16 protein-coding genes are annotated in these 16105 nt (G+C 73.4%); 11 read left to right on the top strand and 5 right to left on the bottom strand.

What is annotated here, in order from left to right:
• The first annotated feature begins 281 nt into the window (after positions 1-281).
• The 3 genes from folB to ACZ4U4_RS00365 all read left to right on the top strand — a co-directional run bounded on the left by folB (position 282) and on the right by ACZ4U4_RS00365 (position 1900).
• Positions 282-641: a dihydroneopterin aldolase gene (gene folB, locus ACZ4U4_RS00375; RefSeq protein ID WP_030288515.1), complete on the top strand. Its 360-nt coding sequence runs from the start codon at positions 282-284 to the stop codon at positions 639-641.
• Entirely contained in the window at positions 638-1234 is a 597-nt protein-coding gene (folK, locus tag ACZ4U4_RS00370) for a 2-amino-4-hydroxy-6-hydroxymethyldihydropteridine diphosphokinase (RefSeq protein WP_467867805.1), read from the top strand. Before folB ends, folK begins: the two co-directional genes overlap by 4 nt.
• Before the next feature lie 171 nt (positions 1235-1405).
• On the top strand, positions 1406-1900 hold the full coding sequence (locus ACZ4U4_RS00365) for a DUF3180 domain-containing protein (RefSeq protein ID WP_467867803.1): 495 nt from the start codon (positions 1406-1408) through the stop codon (positions 1898-1900).
• A gap of 131 nt (positions 1901-2031) precedes the next feature.
• Here the strand turns inward: ACZ4U4_RS00365 and ACZ4U4_RS00360 are convergent, their stop codons facing one another.
• Complete coding sequence (locus ACZ4U4_RS00360; protein WP_467867801.1) at positions 2032-3198, bottom strand: ABC transporter ATP-binding protein; 1167 nt, start codon at positions 3196-3198, stop codon at positions 2032-2034.
• Between the two features lie 155 nt (positions 3199-3353).
• Here ACZ4U4_RS00360 and ACZ4U4_RS00355 point away from each other — a divergent pair, with 155 nt between their 5' ends.
• The 4 genes from ACZ4U4_RS00355 to ACZ4U4_RS00340 all read left to right on the top strand — a co-directional run bounded on the left by ACZ4U4_RS00355 (position 3354) and on the right by ACZ4U4_RS00340 (position 7499).
• Positions 3354-4166, top strand: a complete 813-nt coding sequence (locus ACZ4U4_RS00355; protein WP_467867799.1) for an ABC transporter permease — start codon at positions 3354-3356, stop codon at positions 4164-4166.
• 2 nt (positions 4167-4168) lie between these two features.
• Positions 4169-4918, top strand: a complete 750-nt coding sequence (locus tag ACZ4U4_RS00350) for an ABC transporter permease (protein WP_467867797.1) — start codon at positions 4169-4171, stop codon at positions 4916-4918.
• A gap of 141 nt (positions 4919-5059) precedes the next feature.
• Positions 5060-6028 (top strand): ABC transporter substrate-binding protein, encoded by a 969-nt coding sequence (locus tag ACZ4U4_RS00345; protein WP_467867795.1) that lies wholly within the window; start codon positions 5060-5062, stop codon positions 6026-6028.
• A 64-nt stretch (positions 6029-6092) separates the two neighbouring features.
• Positions 6093-7499: a hypothetical protein gene (locus ACZ4U4_RS00340; RefSeq protein WP_467867793.1), complete on the top strand. Its 1407-nt coding sequence runs from the start codon at positions 6093-6095 to the stop codon at positions 7497-7499.
• A 96-nt stretch (positions 7500-7595) separates the two neighbouring features.
• Here ACZ4U4_RS00340 and ACZ4U4_RS00335 read toward each other — a convergent pair whose 3' ends face one another.
• Both ACZ4U4_RS00335 and ACZ4U4_RS00330 read right to left on the bottom strand, forming a co-directional pair.
• Positions 7596-8738 (bottom strand): NADH-quinone oxidoreductase subunit D, encoded by a 1143-nt coding sequence (locus ACZ4U4_RS00335; protein ID WP_467867791.1) that lies wholly within the window; start codon positions 8736-8738, stop codon positions 7596-7598.
• 64 nt (positions 8739-8802) lie between these two features.
• Complete coding sequence (locus tag ACZ4U4_RS00330) at positions 8803-9849, bottom strand: SAM-dependent methyltransferase (protein ID WP_467867789.1); 1047 nt, start codon at positions 9847-9849, stop codon at positions 8803-8805.
• Positions 9850-10068: 219 nt separating this feature from the next.
• Between ACZ4U4_RS00330 and ACZ4U4_RS00325 the strand changes: the two genes are divergently transcribed.
• The 3 genes from ACZ4U4_RS00325 to ACZ4U4_RS00315 all read left to right on the top strand — a co-directional run bounded on the left by ACZ4U4_RS00325 (position 10069) and on the right by ACZ4U4_RS00315 (position 13054).
• Complete coding sequence (locus ACZ4U4_RS00325; protein WP_467867787.1) at positions 10069-11268, top strand: sensor histidine kinase; 1200 nt, start codon at positions 10069-10071, stop codon at positions 11266-11268.
• A 176-nt stretch (positions 11269-11444) separates the two neighbouring features.
• Positions 11445-12134 (top strand): response regulator, encoded by a 690-nt coding sequence (locus ACZ4U4_RS00320; RefSeq protein WP_467867785.1) that lies wholly within the window; start codon positions 11445-11447, stop codon positions 12132-12134.
• 212 nt (positions 12135-12346) lie between these two features.
• Positions 12347-13054: a glycoside hydrolase family 75 protein gene (locus ACZ4U4_RS00315; RefSeq protein WP_467867783.1), complete on the top strand. Its 708-nt coding sequence runs from the start codon at positions 12347-12349 to the stop codon at positions 13052-13054.
• A gap of 71 nt (positions 13055-13125) precedes the next feature.
• On the opposite strand, the gene ACZ4U4_RS00310 is transcribed toward ACZ4U4_RS00315, so the two are convergent.
• Positions 13126-14229, bottom strand: coding sequence for a DUF5937 family protein (locus ACZ4U4_RS00310; protein ID WP_467867781.1), 1104 nt, complete (start codon positions 14227-14229; stop codon positions 13126-13128).
• A gap of 99 nt (positions 14230-14328) precedes the next feature.
• Between ACZ4U4_RS00310 and ACZ4U4_RS00305 the strand changes: the two genes are divergently transcribed.
• Positions 14329-14664 (top strand): hypothetical protein, encoded by a 336-nt coding sequence (locus tag ACZ4U4_RS00305; RefSeq protein ID WP_467867779.1) that lies wholly within the window; start codon positions 14329-14331, stop codon positions 14662-14664.
• 49 nt (positions 14665-14713) lie between these two features.
• On the opposite strand, the gene ACZ4U4_RS00300 is transcribed toward ACZ4U4_RS00305, so the two are convergent.
• A complete protein-coding gene (locus ACZ4U4_RS00300) occupies positions 14714-15937 on the bottom strand; it encodes a threonine aldolase family protein (RefSeq protein ID WP_467867777.1) in 1224 nt (407 codons plus the stop codon).
• Positions 15938-16105 lie beyond the last annotated feature (168 nt).

Genomic DNA, 16105 nt, shown 5'->3' with positions numbered 1-16105 from the left:
GACGGCGGGCACCCGTTCGAGCCAAGTGCGGTGCGGGTAGGGGTGGGGTGTGCGGTCAGGGGTAAGAGGCCGCGCGGGCGGTCGCACGGCCGCCCCGGGCCCGGTTCGCAGGGCCGGTTCTTAGCAGCAGCGACGGCCCTTGTCCATAGCCCCCGTGGGCAAGCGTTGTCGGTGCTCGCAGGTAGATTCGACAACGGGCGATGTGCCGGAGGCGTTCGGCGCGGGTCCGGAATCCGACGAGCAGGGGCGCCGCAGGTGCCAGACCGGTGGGAGTGATTCGCGTGGATCGTGTCGCGCTGCGTGGGCTGAAGGCCCGTGGGCACCACGGGGTGTTCCCCCGCGAACGTGAGGAGGGCCAGACCTTCCTCGTCGATCTGGTGCTGGGTCTGGACACCCGTCCGGCGGCGGCGACCGACGATCTCGCCAAGACCGTCCATTACGGCGTGGTGGCCGAGGAGGTGGTGGCGATCGTCGAGGGCGATCCGGTCGACCTCATCGAGACCCTCGCGGAGCGGATCGCCACCCAGTGCCTGAAGCACGAGGGGGTGCAGGAGGTGGAGGTCGTGGTGCACAAGCCGGACGCCCCGATCACCGTCCCCTTCGACGACGTGACCATCACCATCACCCGGAGCCGAGTATGAAGACCAGCAGCGACCCGACCGTCCAGCCGGTGCCCACCTCCGTCGTCGAGCAGGTGGACGCGGCCGATGTGACGCTCTCCAACCCCAAGCGCGCCGTCATCTCCCTGGGCAGCAATCTCGGCAACCGCCTGGAGACCCTCCAGGGCGCGATCGACGCGCTGGAGGACACGCCCGGCCTGCGGGTCAAGGCCGTCTCGCCGGTCTACGAGACCGAGCCCTGGGGCGTCGAGCCCGGCTCCCAGCCCGCGTACTTCAACGCCGTCGTGCTGATCAAGACGACGCTGCCGCCGGAGTCCCTGCTGGAGCGCGGCCACGCCATCGAGGAGGCATTCGAGCGGGTGCGGGACGAGCGGTGGGGCCCGCGCACCATCGACGTCGACATCCTCGCCTACCAGGACGTCGTCTCCGACGACCCGCGGCTGACGCTGCCGCACCCGCGCGCCCATGAGCGGGCCTTCGTGCTGGTGCCGTGGCACGACGTCGACCCGTCCGCCGAGGTCCCCGGGCGCGGTCCGGTCGCCGAGCTGCTGGCCGAGATCGGCAGCGAGGGCGTCACGCTCCGCACCGACCTGGAACTGCGGCTGCCCGAGTAATCGTTAGGCTTGCGGGTCCGTGCGGACCGCGCGGACGCCGACGCTCCGGCCGGTCGCGTACGTCGTGAACGGCGAGGGCGCCGCCGCCGTGGTTGCGTAGGGCGTGAGCGCCGCGGTGCGGCGGGACGGATCGAGCGGTACGGCCATGACGGTGCAAGGAGCGAATGCCCGGTGAAGCAGCTACGTATCAAGGTGCTGGTCGGGCTGTTCGTGGTGGCCGGGGTGCTGGCGTGGGCCGGCGCCCGGCTGTGGGACAGCTTCGGGAGCCTGCCGAGCGTCCCGGTGGCCGCGCCGATCGTGCTGGCGCTGATCGCCGCGCTGCTGGGCTCGGCCGCCTTCTCGTTCCGCGCCCGGCTGCGCGCCCAGCGGGAGCGGCGCGCCGATGCCAAGGGCGTGGAGCCGCTGCTCGCCGCCCGTGTGCTGATCTTCGGGCAGGCCAGCGCCCTGGTCGCGGCGCTGGTCGCCGGGCTCTACGGCGGCGTCGGCGTCTTCCTGCTGACCACCGGCCTCGACGCCGGGCCCCGCCGCGATCAGACGATCTACGCCGGACTCTCGGTCCTGGCGGGCGCCGCCGTGGTCGCCGCGGCCCTCTTCCTGGAGCGGGTCTGCAAGCTGCCGGAGGACGACGACGTGGACGGACCGGGGCCGGGGGCCACGTCGGTGTGAACGCCGGGGAGGCCGTCTCGCGGCGGCTCCCGTATGTGCCCGTGGGCCCGCGCCGTTCGATGCGCGGGCCTTCTGCATGACCGGGCCCGTACGACCCGGCCGTACGGGCCCGCACGGCCGGGCCCGGGTGATCAGGCGCCCGGGACGGTGTCCAGGGTGACCGCCTCGCGGGTGGTGCGGGAGGCGTCGGCGGTGGTCGCGCGGCGCAGGGCGGCGTGCAGGCCACCGGGGGTGAGGACGCCCGCGTAGCGCCCCTCGTCGAGAACGGCTATCCACCCGGCGTCGTGGCCCAGCAGCGCCCCGAACGCCTCCCGCAGCGGCGCGCCCACCGGCAGCGTGGCGTCCATCGGGCGGACGTGGTCACGGACGGTGGCGCCGTCCGGGCCGCCGCCGGTGAGCGCGGCGGCGGGCACCCAGCCGTACGGCGTCGCCTCGCCGTCCAGGACGACCGCCCAGGAGGCGTCGTCGGCGGCGAGCGTCTCGGCGGCCCGACCGGCCGGGTCGTCGAGCCGGACGACCGGACGTTCCTCCAGGTCACCGGGTTCGACGGGGGTGACCGAGAGGCGCTTGATGCCGCGGTCCGCGCCGACGAACTCGGCGACGTACGGGGTGGCGGGCGCGCCGAGGACGGCCGCGGGGGTGTCGAACTGCTCGATGCGGCCCTGTCCGTAGACGGCGATGCGGTCGCCGAGGCGGATCGCCTCCTCGATGTCGTGGGTGACGAAGAGGACGGTTTTGCCGAGGGTGCGCTGGAGGTGGCGGAACTCGTTCTGGAGGTGTTCGCGGACGACGGGGTCGACGGCGCCGAACGGTTCGTCCATGAGGAGGACGGGCGGGTCGGCGGCGAGTGCGCGGGCGACGCCGACGCGTTGGCGCTGGCCGCCGGAGAGCTGGTCGGGGTAGCGGTGCCCGTAGACGGTCGGGTCGAGGCCGACGAGGTCGAGGAGTTCCGCCGCCCGCTGGCGGGCCTGCTTCCGCGGGGTGCCCAACAGGTGGGGAACGGTCGCGGTGTTGTCCAGGACGGTCTTGTGCGGGAAGAGGCCGGTCTGCTGGATGACGTAGCCGATGCGGCGCCGCAGCTCCACGGGGTCGGTGTCCGCGATGTTCTCGCCGCCGACGTGGAGGGTGCCCTCGGTGGGGTCGATGAGCCGGTTGACCATCTTCATCGTGGTGGTCTTGCCGCAGCCCGACGGGCCGACGAGCGTGACGAGTTCCCCCTCCGCAACCTCGAAGGACAGGTCGTCGACGGCGGTCGTCCCGTCCGGGTAGCGCTTGGTGACGTGCTCGAAGCGGATCATGCATTCCCCCGTGGTGGACGGTCCCCATTGTGGGCAGCAGCGCGTGAACGCGGTGTGGCGGACGTATGGCGGCCCGGCCGGATGTCAGTGCCGGGGGATAGGGTCGCAGACAGTCACCGAAAATGTGAGCGACAGGGCGGGGGAGGTGACGGCGGATGAGCGTGCCATGGAGCCTTACGGCGGCCGCCTGGCCGTCCGGGCAGGTGCCGGCGGATCCGGGCGGGCCCTGGGTGCCGCAGGCCGCGGCGCCGGGCGGCGCCGACTGCCTGGTGGCCAACGACTGGATCTGCGGCGCCTATCTGCGCACCCGCAGCCATGAGCTGCTGGACGCCACCGTGCAGCACATCGGCATCACCGCGGCGTCCGTGGCCCTCGGGCTGCTGATCGCCTTCCCGCTGGCGCTGCTCGCCCGGCGGCGCCGCGCGGTCGCGGGCGCCGTGCTGGGGCTGACGACGGTGCTCTACACCATCCCGTCACTGGCCATGTTCGCGCTGCTGACCCCGGTCTTCGGCGTCTCCGTCGCGGTCGTCGTCACCGGCCTGGTGCTCTACTCCCTGACGATCCTGGTCCGCAACATCCTCACCGGGCTCGACGCGGTGCCCGCCGAGGTCCGCGAGGCGGCCCGCGGCATGGGGTACGGCCCGGTCCGGATGCTCTTCGGGGTGGAACTCCCCCTGGCGCTCCCGGCGGTGGTCGCCGGGATACGGATCGCCACGGTCTCCACGGTCGCGATGACGACGATCGGCTCCGTCGTCGGCTTCGGCGGGCTGGGCAACCTCATCGCCAGTGGACTGGAGGGCTTCTTCAAGGCCGAGGTGCTGACCGCGTCGGTGCTCTGCGTGCTGCTGGCCGTCGTGGCGGATCTCCTGCTGATGGCGGTGCAGCGGCTGCTGACGCCGTGGAACCGGCCGCGGGCCCGTTCCCGGACGGGCGGCCGGCGCACCCGGGCGACGAAGGCGGTGGCCTGACGATGGACGTGCTCACCGGGGCCTGGCAGTGGCTGACGACGGCCGCCAATTGGGCGGGCGACAAGGGCGTCTGGCACCGGCTGGCCGAGCATGTGCAGATCAGCGCGGTCTGCCTGGCGCTGTCCTGCCTGATCGCACTGCCGGTGGCGCTCTGGCTGGGCCATATCGGCAAGGGCGGCGCGCTGGCGGTCAACCTCTCCAACATCGGGCGGGCGGTCCCCACGTTCGCGGTGCTGGTGCTGCTGACACTCGGTCCGCTCGGCAGCCAGGGGGAGTGGCCCACGGTCATCGCGCTGGTGCTCTTCGCGATACCGCCGCTGCTGACCAACGCCTACCTCGGCATACGTGAGGCCGACCGGGACGCCGTCGAGGCGGCCCGCGGGATGGGCATGTCCGGCCCGCAGCTCCTGTTCCGCGTCGAACTTCCCCTCGCCTATCCGCTGCTGATGACCGGGCTGCGCTCCGCGGCCGTCCAGATCGTCGCGACGGCCACCCTCGCCGCGATGGCCGGCGGCGGCGGACTGGGCCGCATCATCACCGCGGGGTTCGGCAACTACGACACCGCGCAGGTCGTCGCCGGGGCCGTCCTGGTGGCCGCGCTGGCGCTCGCCGTCGAGGGCGTGATGGTCGCCGTCGACCGGCTCTGCGACCCGATGCGCGGCCGCCGCCGGGCCGCCCGGACCGGCCGCGGCCCGGGGGAGCGGAGCGGTGCGCGGGATGACGATGCGGTAGCGATCGGCGGCGCGGCCTGATGCGTGGCGCCGCCGCCCGCGTACCCTGCACCGGCCCGCTCGGCGCTCCGGGCCCGACGGCACCCGCGGGGCCCGGCCCCGCACCCGTACCGGACAGCTCCGAGAACGGCAGTCCGAACCGACGAAGCGAAGGATGAGTCCATGAGCAGCACGTCGCGTGGGGCGCGCACCGCGCTCGCCGCGGGCACGGTGGCCGCACTGGCGGCGACGCTGGCCGCCTGCGGAGGCCAGAGCCTGGAGGACGAGGGAGCGGCGCACGGAAAGGGCGGCGGCAAGGGCGAAATCGTCGTCGGCTCGGCCGTTTTCACCGAGTCGAAGGTGCTCGCGCAGCTGTATTCCCAGCTGCTGGGAGCCGCCGGATACGACGCCCGCATCCAGACCCTCGACAATCGTGAACTGTATGAACCGGCCCTGGAGAAGGGCCAGATCGACGTCGTCCCCGAATATGCCTCCACACTCGCCGAATTCCTCAACGCGAAGACGAACGGCGCGAAGGCGGAGCCCGTTGCCTCCGGCGACATCGACAAGACCGTCACCGCACTGAAGAAGCTCGCCGCTCCGCGCGGGCTCAAGGTGCTCCCGTCCGGCGCCGCCGCCGATCAGAACGCCTTCGCGGTCACCGCCGAATTCGCCGCGAAGCACAAGCTGAAGACCCTCTCCGACCTCGGCGCCTCCGGAGCGAAGGTCACCCTGGCCGCCGGTGAGGAGTGCGAGACCAGGCCGTTCTGCAAGCCCGGGCTGGAGAAGACGTACGGCATATCCGTCGCCGGTATCGACCCGAAGGGCGTGGGCTCCCCGTCGTCCAAACAGGCCGTCAAGGAAGGTACCGATCAGGTGGTTCTGACGACGACCACCGACGCCACCCTCGACAACTTCGGGCTGGTCCTCCTCACCGACGACAAGAAGCTGCAGAACGCCGACAATGTGCTGCCCGTCGTAAATGCCAAAAGCGCAGGTGACAAGGGAATCGAGGCGGCGCTCGACAAGCTCACGGGCGTCCTCACCACCAAAGATCTGATCAACCTGAACCGTAAGGTCGACGCCGAACGGCTCAAGCCCGAGGAGGTCGCCCGGACTTATCTGGAGGCCAAGGGACTGCTGAAGAAGTAACCACCGGGAAACGGATTGGTGGGCGGCGCCCCATCGGCCTCGGGCGCACGGTAAGTTTCTGGCCATGCCACGAGGACGCCACCGCCATTCACCACCCCTCCACCGGCTGCTTCCTCCCTCCTCGGTCGCCGGCGCGTCGATCGCCTGCGCCGCCGGGACCTGGTTCGTCGGCGACGACCTGGTGCAGCGGGTGCTCGCCGCCGGGGCCGCGGGTGCCGCGGTCACCGGCGCGGCGCTGCTGCGCGCCTGGGACCGCAAGGCCGGCAAGCGCGTCGCCGAGCTGGGCCGCGCCCGCGTCCGCGACGAGTGGCGCACCGAGGAGCGGATCGCCGAACTCGAATCGGACGCCGAGGAGTCCCGCGAGATCCGCGCCGCCCTGGACACCAAGCTCCGCGCCAAGCGCGCCGAGCTCGCCAGACTGCGCACCGAACACGCGGACCTGCTGCGCCGCTACGCCACCGCCGAGACCGAGCGGGCCGGTGCCCTGGAGCACCGCCGCCAGCTCGCCATAGAGGCGACGGCACCCGCCACGCAGCTGCCCGCCCCCGCCGGCGCCCCGGCGGCCGAGCGCACCGCACCGGGCGCCACCGGCGGTACGCCCCGTCAGGAGGTGGCGGTGCGCCGCGGATCCGGCGTCGCGGCCGTGTCCGGGCGCCCCGCCCCGGCGACGTTCGCGCAGGCCGACCGCGCACTCCGGGAGCTGGCCCGCAACGCCGCCCGGCAGCGCGCCGCCCGTACGGAACAGCCCCGTACGGAGCCACCCGGCGACGACCGCCCGCGCGGCAGGCACGCGGCCCCGGCCGCCGCCGGACCCGAGGCGGCCGCACCGGCCGGGCCGTCGCTGCGGCCCGTCCCGGCAGCCGCCGCGGCCGTCGCCCCGCCCGCCGCGCCCCGGCCCACCGCCTCCCGCGAGATCGGCGGCTTCGACTTCTTCGGCAACGCGACGCCCCCGGCGCTGCCCGCGCCCATGGAGGAGGACCTGGCCGACGTCGTCGGCGACGAGGCCATAGCCGAGCAGACCGTCCGCGCCGCCGCCCGGCTCCGCCCGGCGGAGTCGGAGACCACCGGCGGCACCGGCGCCCACCGCGCCCCCGCCCCCGCGGAGGCGCCCGCGGCCGGCCCGCAGCCGCAGGCCGCCGAGGCCCCGGCGGAGGCCACCGCTTCCGCGACCGAGGCCCCCGCTCCGGCCGCCGTCCCCGACGACGCCCAGGACGCGCAGCCCGAGGCCACGGCCACGGACGGCGCCGATACGCAGAGCCCGGCGCCGGAGGGCACCGCCTCCGAGGGCACGGCCCCCGTAGACGGCTCCGACGAGCCCGCCACCGAGCAGGCCGCCGACACGGACGCCACCGAGCAGGCCGCCGACGCCGACGCCACCGGCAAGGACGGCGTGGGCGAGGTCATCGACCTCACCGCCCACGACGAGACGGAACAGCTCGACCTGGCCGGCCTCCGCACCGCCATCTCGTAGCCCGGGCCCGTAACCCGGTCTCGTACAGCGAAAACACCGGCCCCTCCCGAAACTCCGGGGAGGGGCCGGTGCCGTTCGTACGCGGTGCGGGCGGGCCTACTTGTCGATGTCGCCGACGACGAAGAAGAGCGACCCCAGGATCGCCACCATGTCCGCGACGAGCGTGCCCGGCAGCAGCTCCGTCAGGGCCTGGATGTTGTTGAACGAGGCGGAGCGCAGCTTCAGGCGGTACGGGGTCTTCTCGCCCTTGGAGACGAGGTAGTAGCCGTTGATGCCGAGCGGATTCTCCGTCCACGCGTACGTCGCGCCCTCGGGAGCCTTCAGCACCTTCGGCAGCCGCTGGTTGATCGGGCCCGGCGCCAGCTCCGCCAGGCGGTCCAGGCACGCGTCGGCGAGGTCGAGGGAGTTGTGGCTCTGCTCCAGCAGGCACTCGAAGCGGGCCAGGCAGTCGCCCTCCTCCCGCGTGACGACCTTCAGCGTGTCCCGCAGCTCCGGGTAGGCGAGGTACGGCTCGTCGCGCCGCAGGTCGAAGTCGACACCGGACGCCCGCGCGATCGGCCCGGACACCCCGTACGCGTGCACCGCCTCCCGGGACAGCACGCCGATGCCGCGGGTACGGCCGCGGAAGATCTCGTTGCCCAGGACCAGATCGTCGAAGACGGGCATCCGGGAACGGACCTGCGCCACGGCGTGCCGGGCGCGGCCGAGCCACCCCGCGGGCAGGTCCTCCTTGAGGCCGCCGACGCGGTTGAACATGTAGTGCATCCGGCCGCCGGAGATCTCCTCCATGACCGTCTGCAACTCCTCCCGCTCCCGGAACGCGTGGAAGACCGGGGTGATCCCGCCCAGCTCCAGCGGGTACGAGCCGAGGAACATCAGATGGTTGAGGACGCGGTTCAGCTCCGCCAGCAGCGTCCGCGTCCACACGGCGCGCTCGGGGACCTCCATGCCGAGCATCCGCTCGACGCCGAGGACCACCCCCAGCTCGTTGGAGAACGCCGACAGCCAGTCGTGGCGGTTGGCGAGCACGATGATCTGCCGGTAGTCACGCGCCTCGAACAGCTTCTCCGCGCCGCGGTGCATATAGCCGATCACCGGCTCCGCGTGCTGGATCCGCTCGCCGTCCAGCACCAGACGCAGGCGCAGCACGCCGTGCGTGGAGGGGTGTTGCGGGCCGATGTTCAACACCATGTCGGTGCTCTCCGCCGCGCCGCCGATGCCGACCGTCGTCTCCGTCATGGGAACAGTCTCGCGCACGCCACCAGGCGGCCGGAAACGCGGGCCCGGCCCTGGCCCGTACCGCTCACGCCTGCGGACGCAGCAGTTCCGCACACTCCGGACCGACCGGCTCGACGAGCCAGCCGAAGCCGCCGAGACCCGCCGGATCGGTTAGCTCCGCGGCGGCGCCCGCGGCCGACAGCGCCCGTACGTACCCGGTGGGATCGGTCGAGGCGAGCGTGAGCGGCGGACGGCGGCCCGTCACCCCCAGGGAGTGCAGGGCCGCCCGCTGCGACAGCAGCCGGCCGGTCGGCCCGGCGCACGCGTCGAGCGCCACATGGGCGGTCACATCCGCCGACCCGTCCGGCACCGGCGCCACCTCACGGCCCCCGCGGAAACCGGTCAGCGTCCCGAACGGCGGCCGGTCGGCCCGGGTGTGCGCATAGTCGGCGGCGACCGCCAGCCCGGCGCGCAGCGAACGGACCGCCCGCGCCCACGCCGCGTCCCGGGGCCGCCCGATCTCCCCGCGCATCCCCGGGGCGGGCGGCGCCGTCCCCGGCGGACGCAGCGCCTCCGGGGCGAGCGCCGGCCACCACCGGGCGAGCCAGTCGGCGTCCGGCCCCTCGACCGGCCCGCCCGGCCGCTCCTCACCGTCCGCCCGGACCAGCACCCGGCGCACCACACCGTCCGCGTCCGCCGCCACGACATCGACGGGGACGTTGTCCAGCCACTCGTTCGCGAAGAGCAGCCCCACCGCCGAATCCGGCTCCGGCAACCGCGCCGACCACCGGATCCGCCCGTCGAGACCGGCTGGGCGACCGGCGCGCTCCACGGCGTACGGACGGAGCCGCGCCAGCAGGCCGGGGTCCGTCTCCAGGGCGGCGAGCACACCGGTCAGCAGCTCACCGCGGCCGGCGCCGACATCGACGAGCGTCAGCTCGTCCGGGTGCCCGAGCGCCCCGTCCACCTCCCGCAGCAGCCGCGCGACCGCGCCGGCGAACAGCGGCGAGACATGCACCGACGTGCGGAAATGGCCCGCGGGGCCGGGGCCGCCGGGCCGGGTGTAGAAACCGTCGGGCCCGTACAGGGCCGCCTCCGCCGCATCCCGCCAGCCGCACCACTCGCTCGTCACGGGGCCACGGTACGGGGCGCCGCGCGGCGCCCCGACGGGGCCGGGCGGGGGCGTGCGCCGGAGGCCGCGCGCCCCCGAGGCGGAGGCCGCGCGCCCCGCGGCCGGATCCGGCCTCCTCCCCGCCCGCGCACCGTCTCCACCTTCCGGAGTAGGGCCGTCCGCCAGGATCGCTCCTCCGGTTGACCCCGCCGCCCACCCGCCCTGCCTACGCTGGGTGACGTGCAGCGTCTCTACGACTTCTTCCGCCGGCACCCCACGGGGGTGGACAGCTTCTGGGCTGTCTGCTTCCTGGCGTTCAACGGTCTGTGGGTCGTCTCGCCGCACGAAGGGACGTCGACCCTCACCGCCATCCTGATCTCCCTCGGCCTCTGCACCGTCCTCGCGCTGCGCCGCAAATGGCCCGAGCGGATGCTGCTGCTGGCACTCCTCATCGGCCTCGCCCAGATGCTCCTCGACGTGGGCTTCAACCCGGCCGACCTCGCGATGCTCGTCATCGTCTACACCGTCGCCTCCGGCACCACCCGCTGGGCGTCCCGGCTGGCGCTGACCTGCGCCTGCCTCGCGCCGAGCCTCTTCCTGATGCGCTTCGGCGAACCGACCCCCGCGCGGCCCGTCTGGGAGGCGGCGTTCGTCACCGTCCTGTTCACCGTCCCCTTCATCCTCGCCTGGGTGCTCGGCGACTCCGTCCGCACCCGGCGGGCGTACTGGGCCCAGCTCCAGGAGAAGGCGGACCGGCTGGAGAAGGAGCGCGAGGCGCAGTCCCGCATCGCCGTCGCCGCCGAACGCGCCCGTATCGCCCGCGAACTCCACGACGTCGTCGCCCACAACGTCTCCGTCATGGTCGTCCAGGCCGACGGCGCCGCCTACGTCCTCGACACCGCGCCCGACCAGACCCGGCAGGCGCTGGAGACCATCTCCGGCACCGGACGGCAGGCCCTGGCCGAGATGCGGCGGCTGCTCGGCGTGCTGCGCACCGGCGAACAGCCCGAAGGCGGCGAGTACGTGCCCCAGCCCGGCGTGGAACAGCTCACCGACCTCATCGAGCAGGTGCGCGGCGCCGGACTGCCGGTCGACTTCCGCGTCGACGGCGCCTCCCGGCCGCTGCCCAGCGGCGTCGCCCTCACCGCGTACCGCATCGTGCAGGAAGCCCTCACCAACACCCGCAAGCACGGCGGCCCGGACGCGGGCGCCACGGTCCGCGTCACCTACGGGGACGCCGAACTGGAACTCCTCATCGAGGACGACGGCCGCGGCGCGCAGAGCGAGCTGTACGAGGAGGGCGGGGCGGACGGTCTCGGCCACGGCCTCATCGGTATGCGTGAGCGGGTCGGCATGGTCGGCGGCAGCCTGGAGGCGGGCCCGCGCGACGGCGGCGGCTTCCGTATCGACGCGGTGCTGCCGCTGCGGCCCGAACGGTGAGGCCCGTGACCGGATGCCGGTGGTGAGCGCCGCCGGTGGGTCGCGGGGGTCCGCCGCGGCCGCCGCCCGGGGCGTGGTTCCATGCGTCCGTCCCGTCCCGTTCCTGCGCTCCGCGTCCTTCCGTTTCGGCGCACCGCCGTTCCGCCGTTCCGCATCCGAAGGGAAAACCCCCTGCCATGACCATCCGTGTGATGCTCGTCGACGATCAGGCGCTTCTGCGCACCGGATTCCGGATGGTGCTGGCGGCCCAGCCCGACATGGAGGTCGTCGCCGAGGCGGGCAACGGCGTGGAGGCGCTGGAGGCGCTGCGGGCCACCAAGGTCGACGTGATCCTCATGGACGTCCGGATGCCGCACCTGGACGGTGTCGAGGCGACGCGGCGGATCTGCGGCGACGGCCGCGCCGAGCAGGCGCCGAAGGTGCTGATCCTGACCACCTTCGACCTCGACGAGTACGCGTTCTCCGCGCTCAAGGCCGGGGCCAGCGGCTTCATGCTCAAGGACGTACCGCCGGGTGAACTGCTCACCGCGATCCGCGCCGTGCACAGCGGCGACGCGGTCGTCGCCCCGTCGACCACCCGCCGGCTGCTGGACCGGTTCACGCCGATGCTGCCCGCCACCCACGCCGAGCCGACCCGCCCCGAACTGGGCCGTCTCACGGAGCGGGAGCGGGAGGTCCTGCTGCTGGTCGCACAGGGGCTGTCGAACGGGGAGATCGCCGCGCGGCTGGTGCTCTCCGAGGCCACGGTCAAGACCCATGTCGGCCGCATCCTCACCAAGCTGAGCCTGCGCGACCGCGTCCAGGCCGTGGTCCTCGCCTACGAGTCGGGGCTGGTGCGGGCGGGGGGCGGCGGCGCCACGGGCTGAGGCGCGCGGGCGCCGCGTCGCGGGGGCGTGCGGGGCCCGTCCGCCGGGTAGGTCGCGGGCCGCGCTCCGGGCGGGCGCCGGACCGTGCTCCGGGCGGGCGACCTAGGCGGGTCGGCCGGCGGCGCTCCGTGCGACGCCTTGACGGGGACACGTAAACGGGAGCAGATTGGGCCCGCTCGGTAAGGAAACTTTCCTAATCGAAGGGTTCCCCAGTGCGGACAAGAAACCTTGCCCTCGCCACCGTCGCCGGCGCCGCGCTGCTCACCGCAGCCGCCCTGCCGGCCTCCGCCCAGGCCACTGCGCCCACCGCCACCCAGGCCCACCCCGTACAGGAAGGCAGCGTCAGCGCCGCCGACCTGCTGGCCAAGCTCAAGGACTGCAAACAGATCTCCAACGGCAAGTACCGCACCGACACGGAGACCGCCGCCACGGTCCCCGTCTGCGGCAAGAACGGCGCGGTCTTCTGGAAAGCCGACATGGACATCGACTGCGACGGCCAGATCACCGACCAGTGCAACGAACAGACCGACCCCTGGTTCCAGAACGACACCCGCTTCCACCAGTCGGACGGCAAACCACTCAACGCCGCCAAACTGCCCTTCGTCGTCGTCCCCAGCTCCAGCAGCATCTGGGACTACACCAAGGACGGCATCGACGGCGGCGGTGTCGTCGCCGTCATCTACAACAACCAGGTCGAATACGCCGTCGTCGGGGACACCGGCCCCAACAAGATCATCGGCGAGGCGTCCTACGCGACCGCCAAGAGCCTGGGAATAGACCCCGACCCGGAGACCGGCGGCGCCGACTCGGGCGTCACCTACCTCCTCTTCAAGAACTCCAAGGCATCGCCCATCGAAAGCCACAACGCCGCCGTCAGCCGGGGGGACGAGCTGGCTAAGAAGTTCTTGCAGGAGAACTGAGGGCGGGGGAGGGGTGGGGTGGGGGGGGCTCCCCCTCCCCCTCGCCCCCACCCCTCCCTCCCCACCACCCCCTACCGCAGGACCCCCTCCAGGAAGTCGCTGCCGAGGCGTGCGACCACCTGGAGGTCCAGCTGGTGCAGCACGTAGCGGCCGCGGCGCCGGGTCTGGATGAGCCCGGCCTTCTTGAGCGTCGCGATGTGCCGGGACACCTCGGGCGACGTGATCCCGTACGCGTTCGCCAGCTCCCCCGTCGTGTGCGGCCCGCGCGACAGTGACCGGCACAGCTTCATCCGCATCGGGTGCGCCAGTGCGTCGAGCCGCTGGTGGACGAGTTCCAGCGTGGCCGGCGCCGGCAACTCGGGGCTCGCCACCGGGTACTGGATCACCGGTCGCCAGCCCGGCGCATGGCTGACCAGCAGATGAGGCCAGCCGAACGACGTCGGGAGGAGCGTCACCCCCGGGTCGTCGGCGTCCTCGAACGCCGTGGTGCGGCCACCGGCGAGCTTGTCGACGAGGATGCGTGCGCCACCGCCCGGCCCGCTCTCCAGGGAGAGCGCGGTCGAGGTGGCGGGCAGGGTCTCGGCGAGGCCCTTGCGCCGGAGCAGCTCCGTCTTGTGCCGGGCGTCGGCGGCGAGTTGCATGCCGACGCGTCGCCAGATGTCTCCGAAGAACGCCTCCTCACAGTCTTCGAACAGTCTCCTGAGCCAGACCCGCAGTCCGTCCGGGTCGGTGAGCATCCGGTCGGTGAACGCGGCCTGCCGTGGTCCGCGGGCCGCGGCCATCTCCCGTACGCGGGCCCGCTCCGCCGCGTCCACGAGGGGCGACGGTGTGCAGCGGGTGTACGAGGTGGAGCAGGTGATCTCGAAGGCGGCGGCCACGAACCGTTCGTCGTCGATCGTGTCCATCGCATCGAGGTCGTCGGCGAGCGTCGCGCCCGGGTGGGCCGGCAGCAGCAGGTCCGAACGGGCGGACCGCCACAGGAAGTCCGCCTCGCACAGCCGGTCGGCGAGGTCGGTCTTCAGCGCGGACGAGGTCGCCGTGACCCAGCCGTGCAGCCCCGGATGGTGGCCCGGTTCGGACAGCGCGTGCAGCGCGGCGCCCAGCTCCGCGAGCGGCGACGGCGAGAAGACGATGCGCTCGGGCGGCAGCCCGGTGATGTCGATGACGTTGGCCATGCCCTCATCATGCGTCCGCCCACGACCTGCGGGAACGTCGTTTGACCGCTTCCGTCAATCGACGCGCGCCGCCGCCCGGGGCGGCCCCACAGTGAAGCCATGAACGCCAACCAGCAGCACCTTCTCGACGCCTACCGTGCCGCACAGCGGGGCGAGGCCCCGCCCGTCCAGCCGGGCGCCGGCACCGTCCGCGCCGTCCGCGAGGTTCTCCTGTGGAGACGCTTCACCTCCGTCGTCACCGACCCCGCCGATCGCTTCCCGGCCCGCGCCCTGCGTGCCGCCCGGAGCCTGGGGGCGTCCCTTCGCAGCCCCCGTCCGCTCCACCACGATCCGTCCCCGTCCGGCACCACCGTCCGGCCCGCCACCGGGCACCCGGCCGGCACCAGGCGACCCGCCGGGGCCGACGCCCGCCGCGCGGCCTCCCCGTGCAGCTAGGCCACGGCTCCGACCCCGGATTCGTGCCCCCCGCCGCCCGCCCGGCCGCTCAGGCGCCGCCGACCCGCGTGACGAAGTCCGCCAGCGCCGCCCGTATGTCGTCCGCCGCCCACTCCAGCGCAGGTGCCTGCACCGTCACCTCCGTGGTCGCCAGGCCCGGCGTGGCGTCCTCGAACCAGGCCGGGAACATGCTCGTCCCCGCCTCCCGCGCCTGCCGCAGACCGGCGTCGTTCAGCGCCTGCGCCGGATACGGCAGCCACAGCCGGAACTGATGGGTGTGCGGTTCCTGCGGATGTATGCGGAACCATGGCACGGACGACCCGGCCAACCCCTCCGTCAGGGCCTGTGCGACGACCTTCGCCTGTGCGACGTACGCGGGCAGGCGCGGCAGTTCGGTGTCCAGCCCGGTGAGCGCGGTCAGCGCCGTCGGCCACTGCTGGAAGAGCTGCCCGCCGTAACGGTGCCGCCAGGCGCGGGTCTCCTCGATGAAGCTCTCACTGCCCACGAGCGCGGCGCCGCCGATGCCGCCGAGCGATTTGTAGAACGAGACGTAGACGCTGTCGGCGAGGGCGGCGATCTCCGGGAGCCCGCGCCCGAAGTGGGGCGTGCACTCCCACAGGCGCGCCCCGTCGAAGTGGACCACCGCGTCCCGCTCCCGGGCCGCCTCGACGGTCGCCGTCAGCTCCTCCCACTCCGGCAGGACGAACCCGGCGTCCCGCAGCGGCAGTTCCAGCGCCAGGGTGCCGAACGGCTCCTGCAGGGCGTGGATCTCGTCGGCCGTCGGGGTGCGCGGCTCATCGGTCGGGTGGATCATCCGCAGGCCGCTGACCGTGGCGTAGGCGTCGCGTTCGTGGACCTCCAGGTGGGACAGCGGGTGGCCGGCGACGGTGGCGTTGCCCGTGCGCCCGGCCCAGCAGCGCAGCGCCACCTGCTGCGCCATCGTCCCGGTGGGGAAGAACGCGGCGGCCTCGGCGCTCAGCGCGTCGGCGGTGCGGCGCTCCAGCTCGCCGACGATGCCGTCGTCGTTGCCGTACATGTCGGGCCAGGCGTCGAGGTCGTGGGCGCCCGGGGCGTTCGCGGCGAGGGCGGCGAGACGTTCGCGGAGCGTCTGCGGGCGGGCGGCCAGGGTCCGTCGCGCGCCGTGTACCGCCGCGAGCCGTCGGTTCCGCTCGGCGCCGGGCCCCGCGCCGGGGCCGGTGTCCGAGTCCGCAGGTGTGTGTCGGTCGGGCTGTCGGTTGGGCTGGTCGTGGTCGTGCCGGGTGTTGCCGTGCATGGTGTCCCCCGTCCGTGCCGGTCTCCGCCGAGCCGGTGCTCCGCGTCGTTGCCTCGATGATGTCGTACGCGGCGCTGCCGCCGCCCGGCCTGTGGAAAACTCTCCGACGTGTGCCGGTAGTACGTCTCTGACCTGCGGGAATCGTGCGTCAAGGGTGTTGCGGAAGAA

This window comes from Streptomyces sp. NPDC029159, assembly GCF_055564055.1.
Note: the sequence above shows the minus strand (reverse complement) of the source record. Positions and strands in the feature narration are given on the sequence as shown.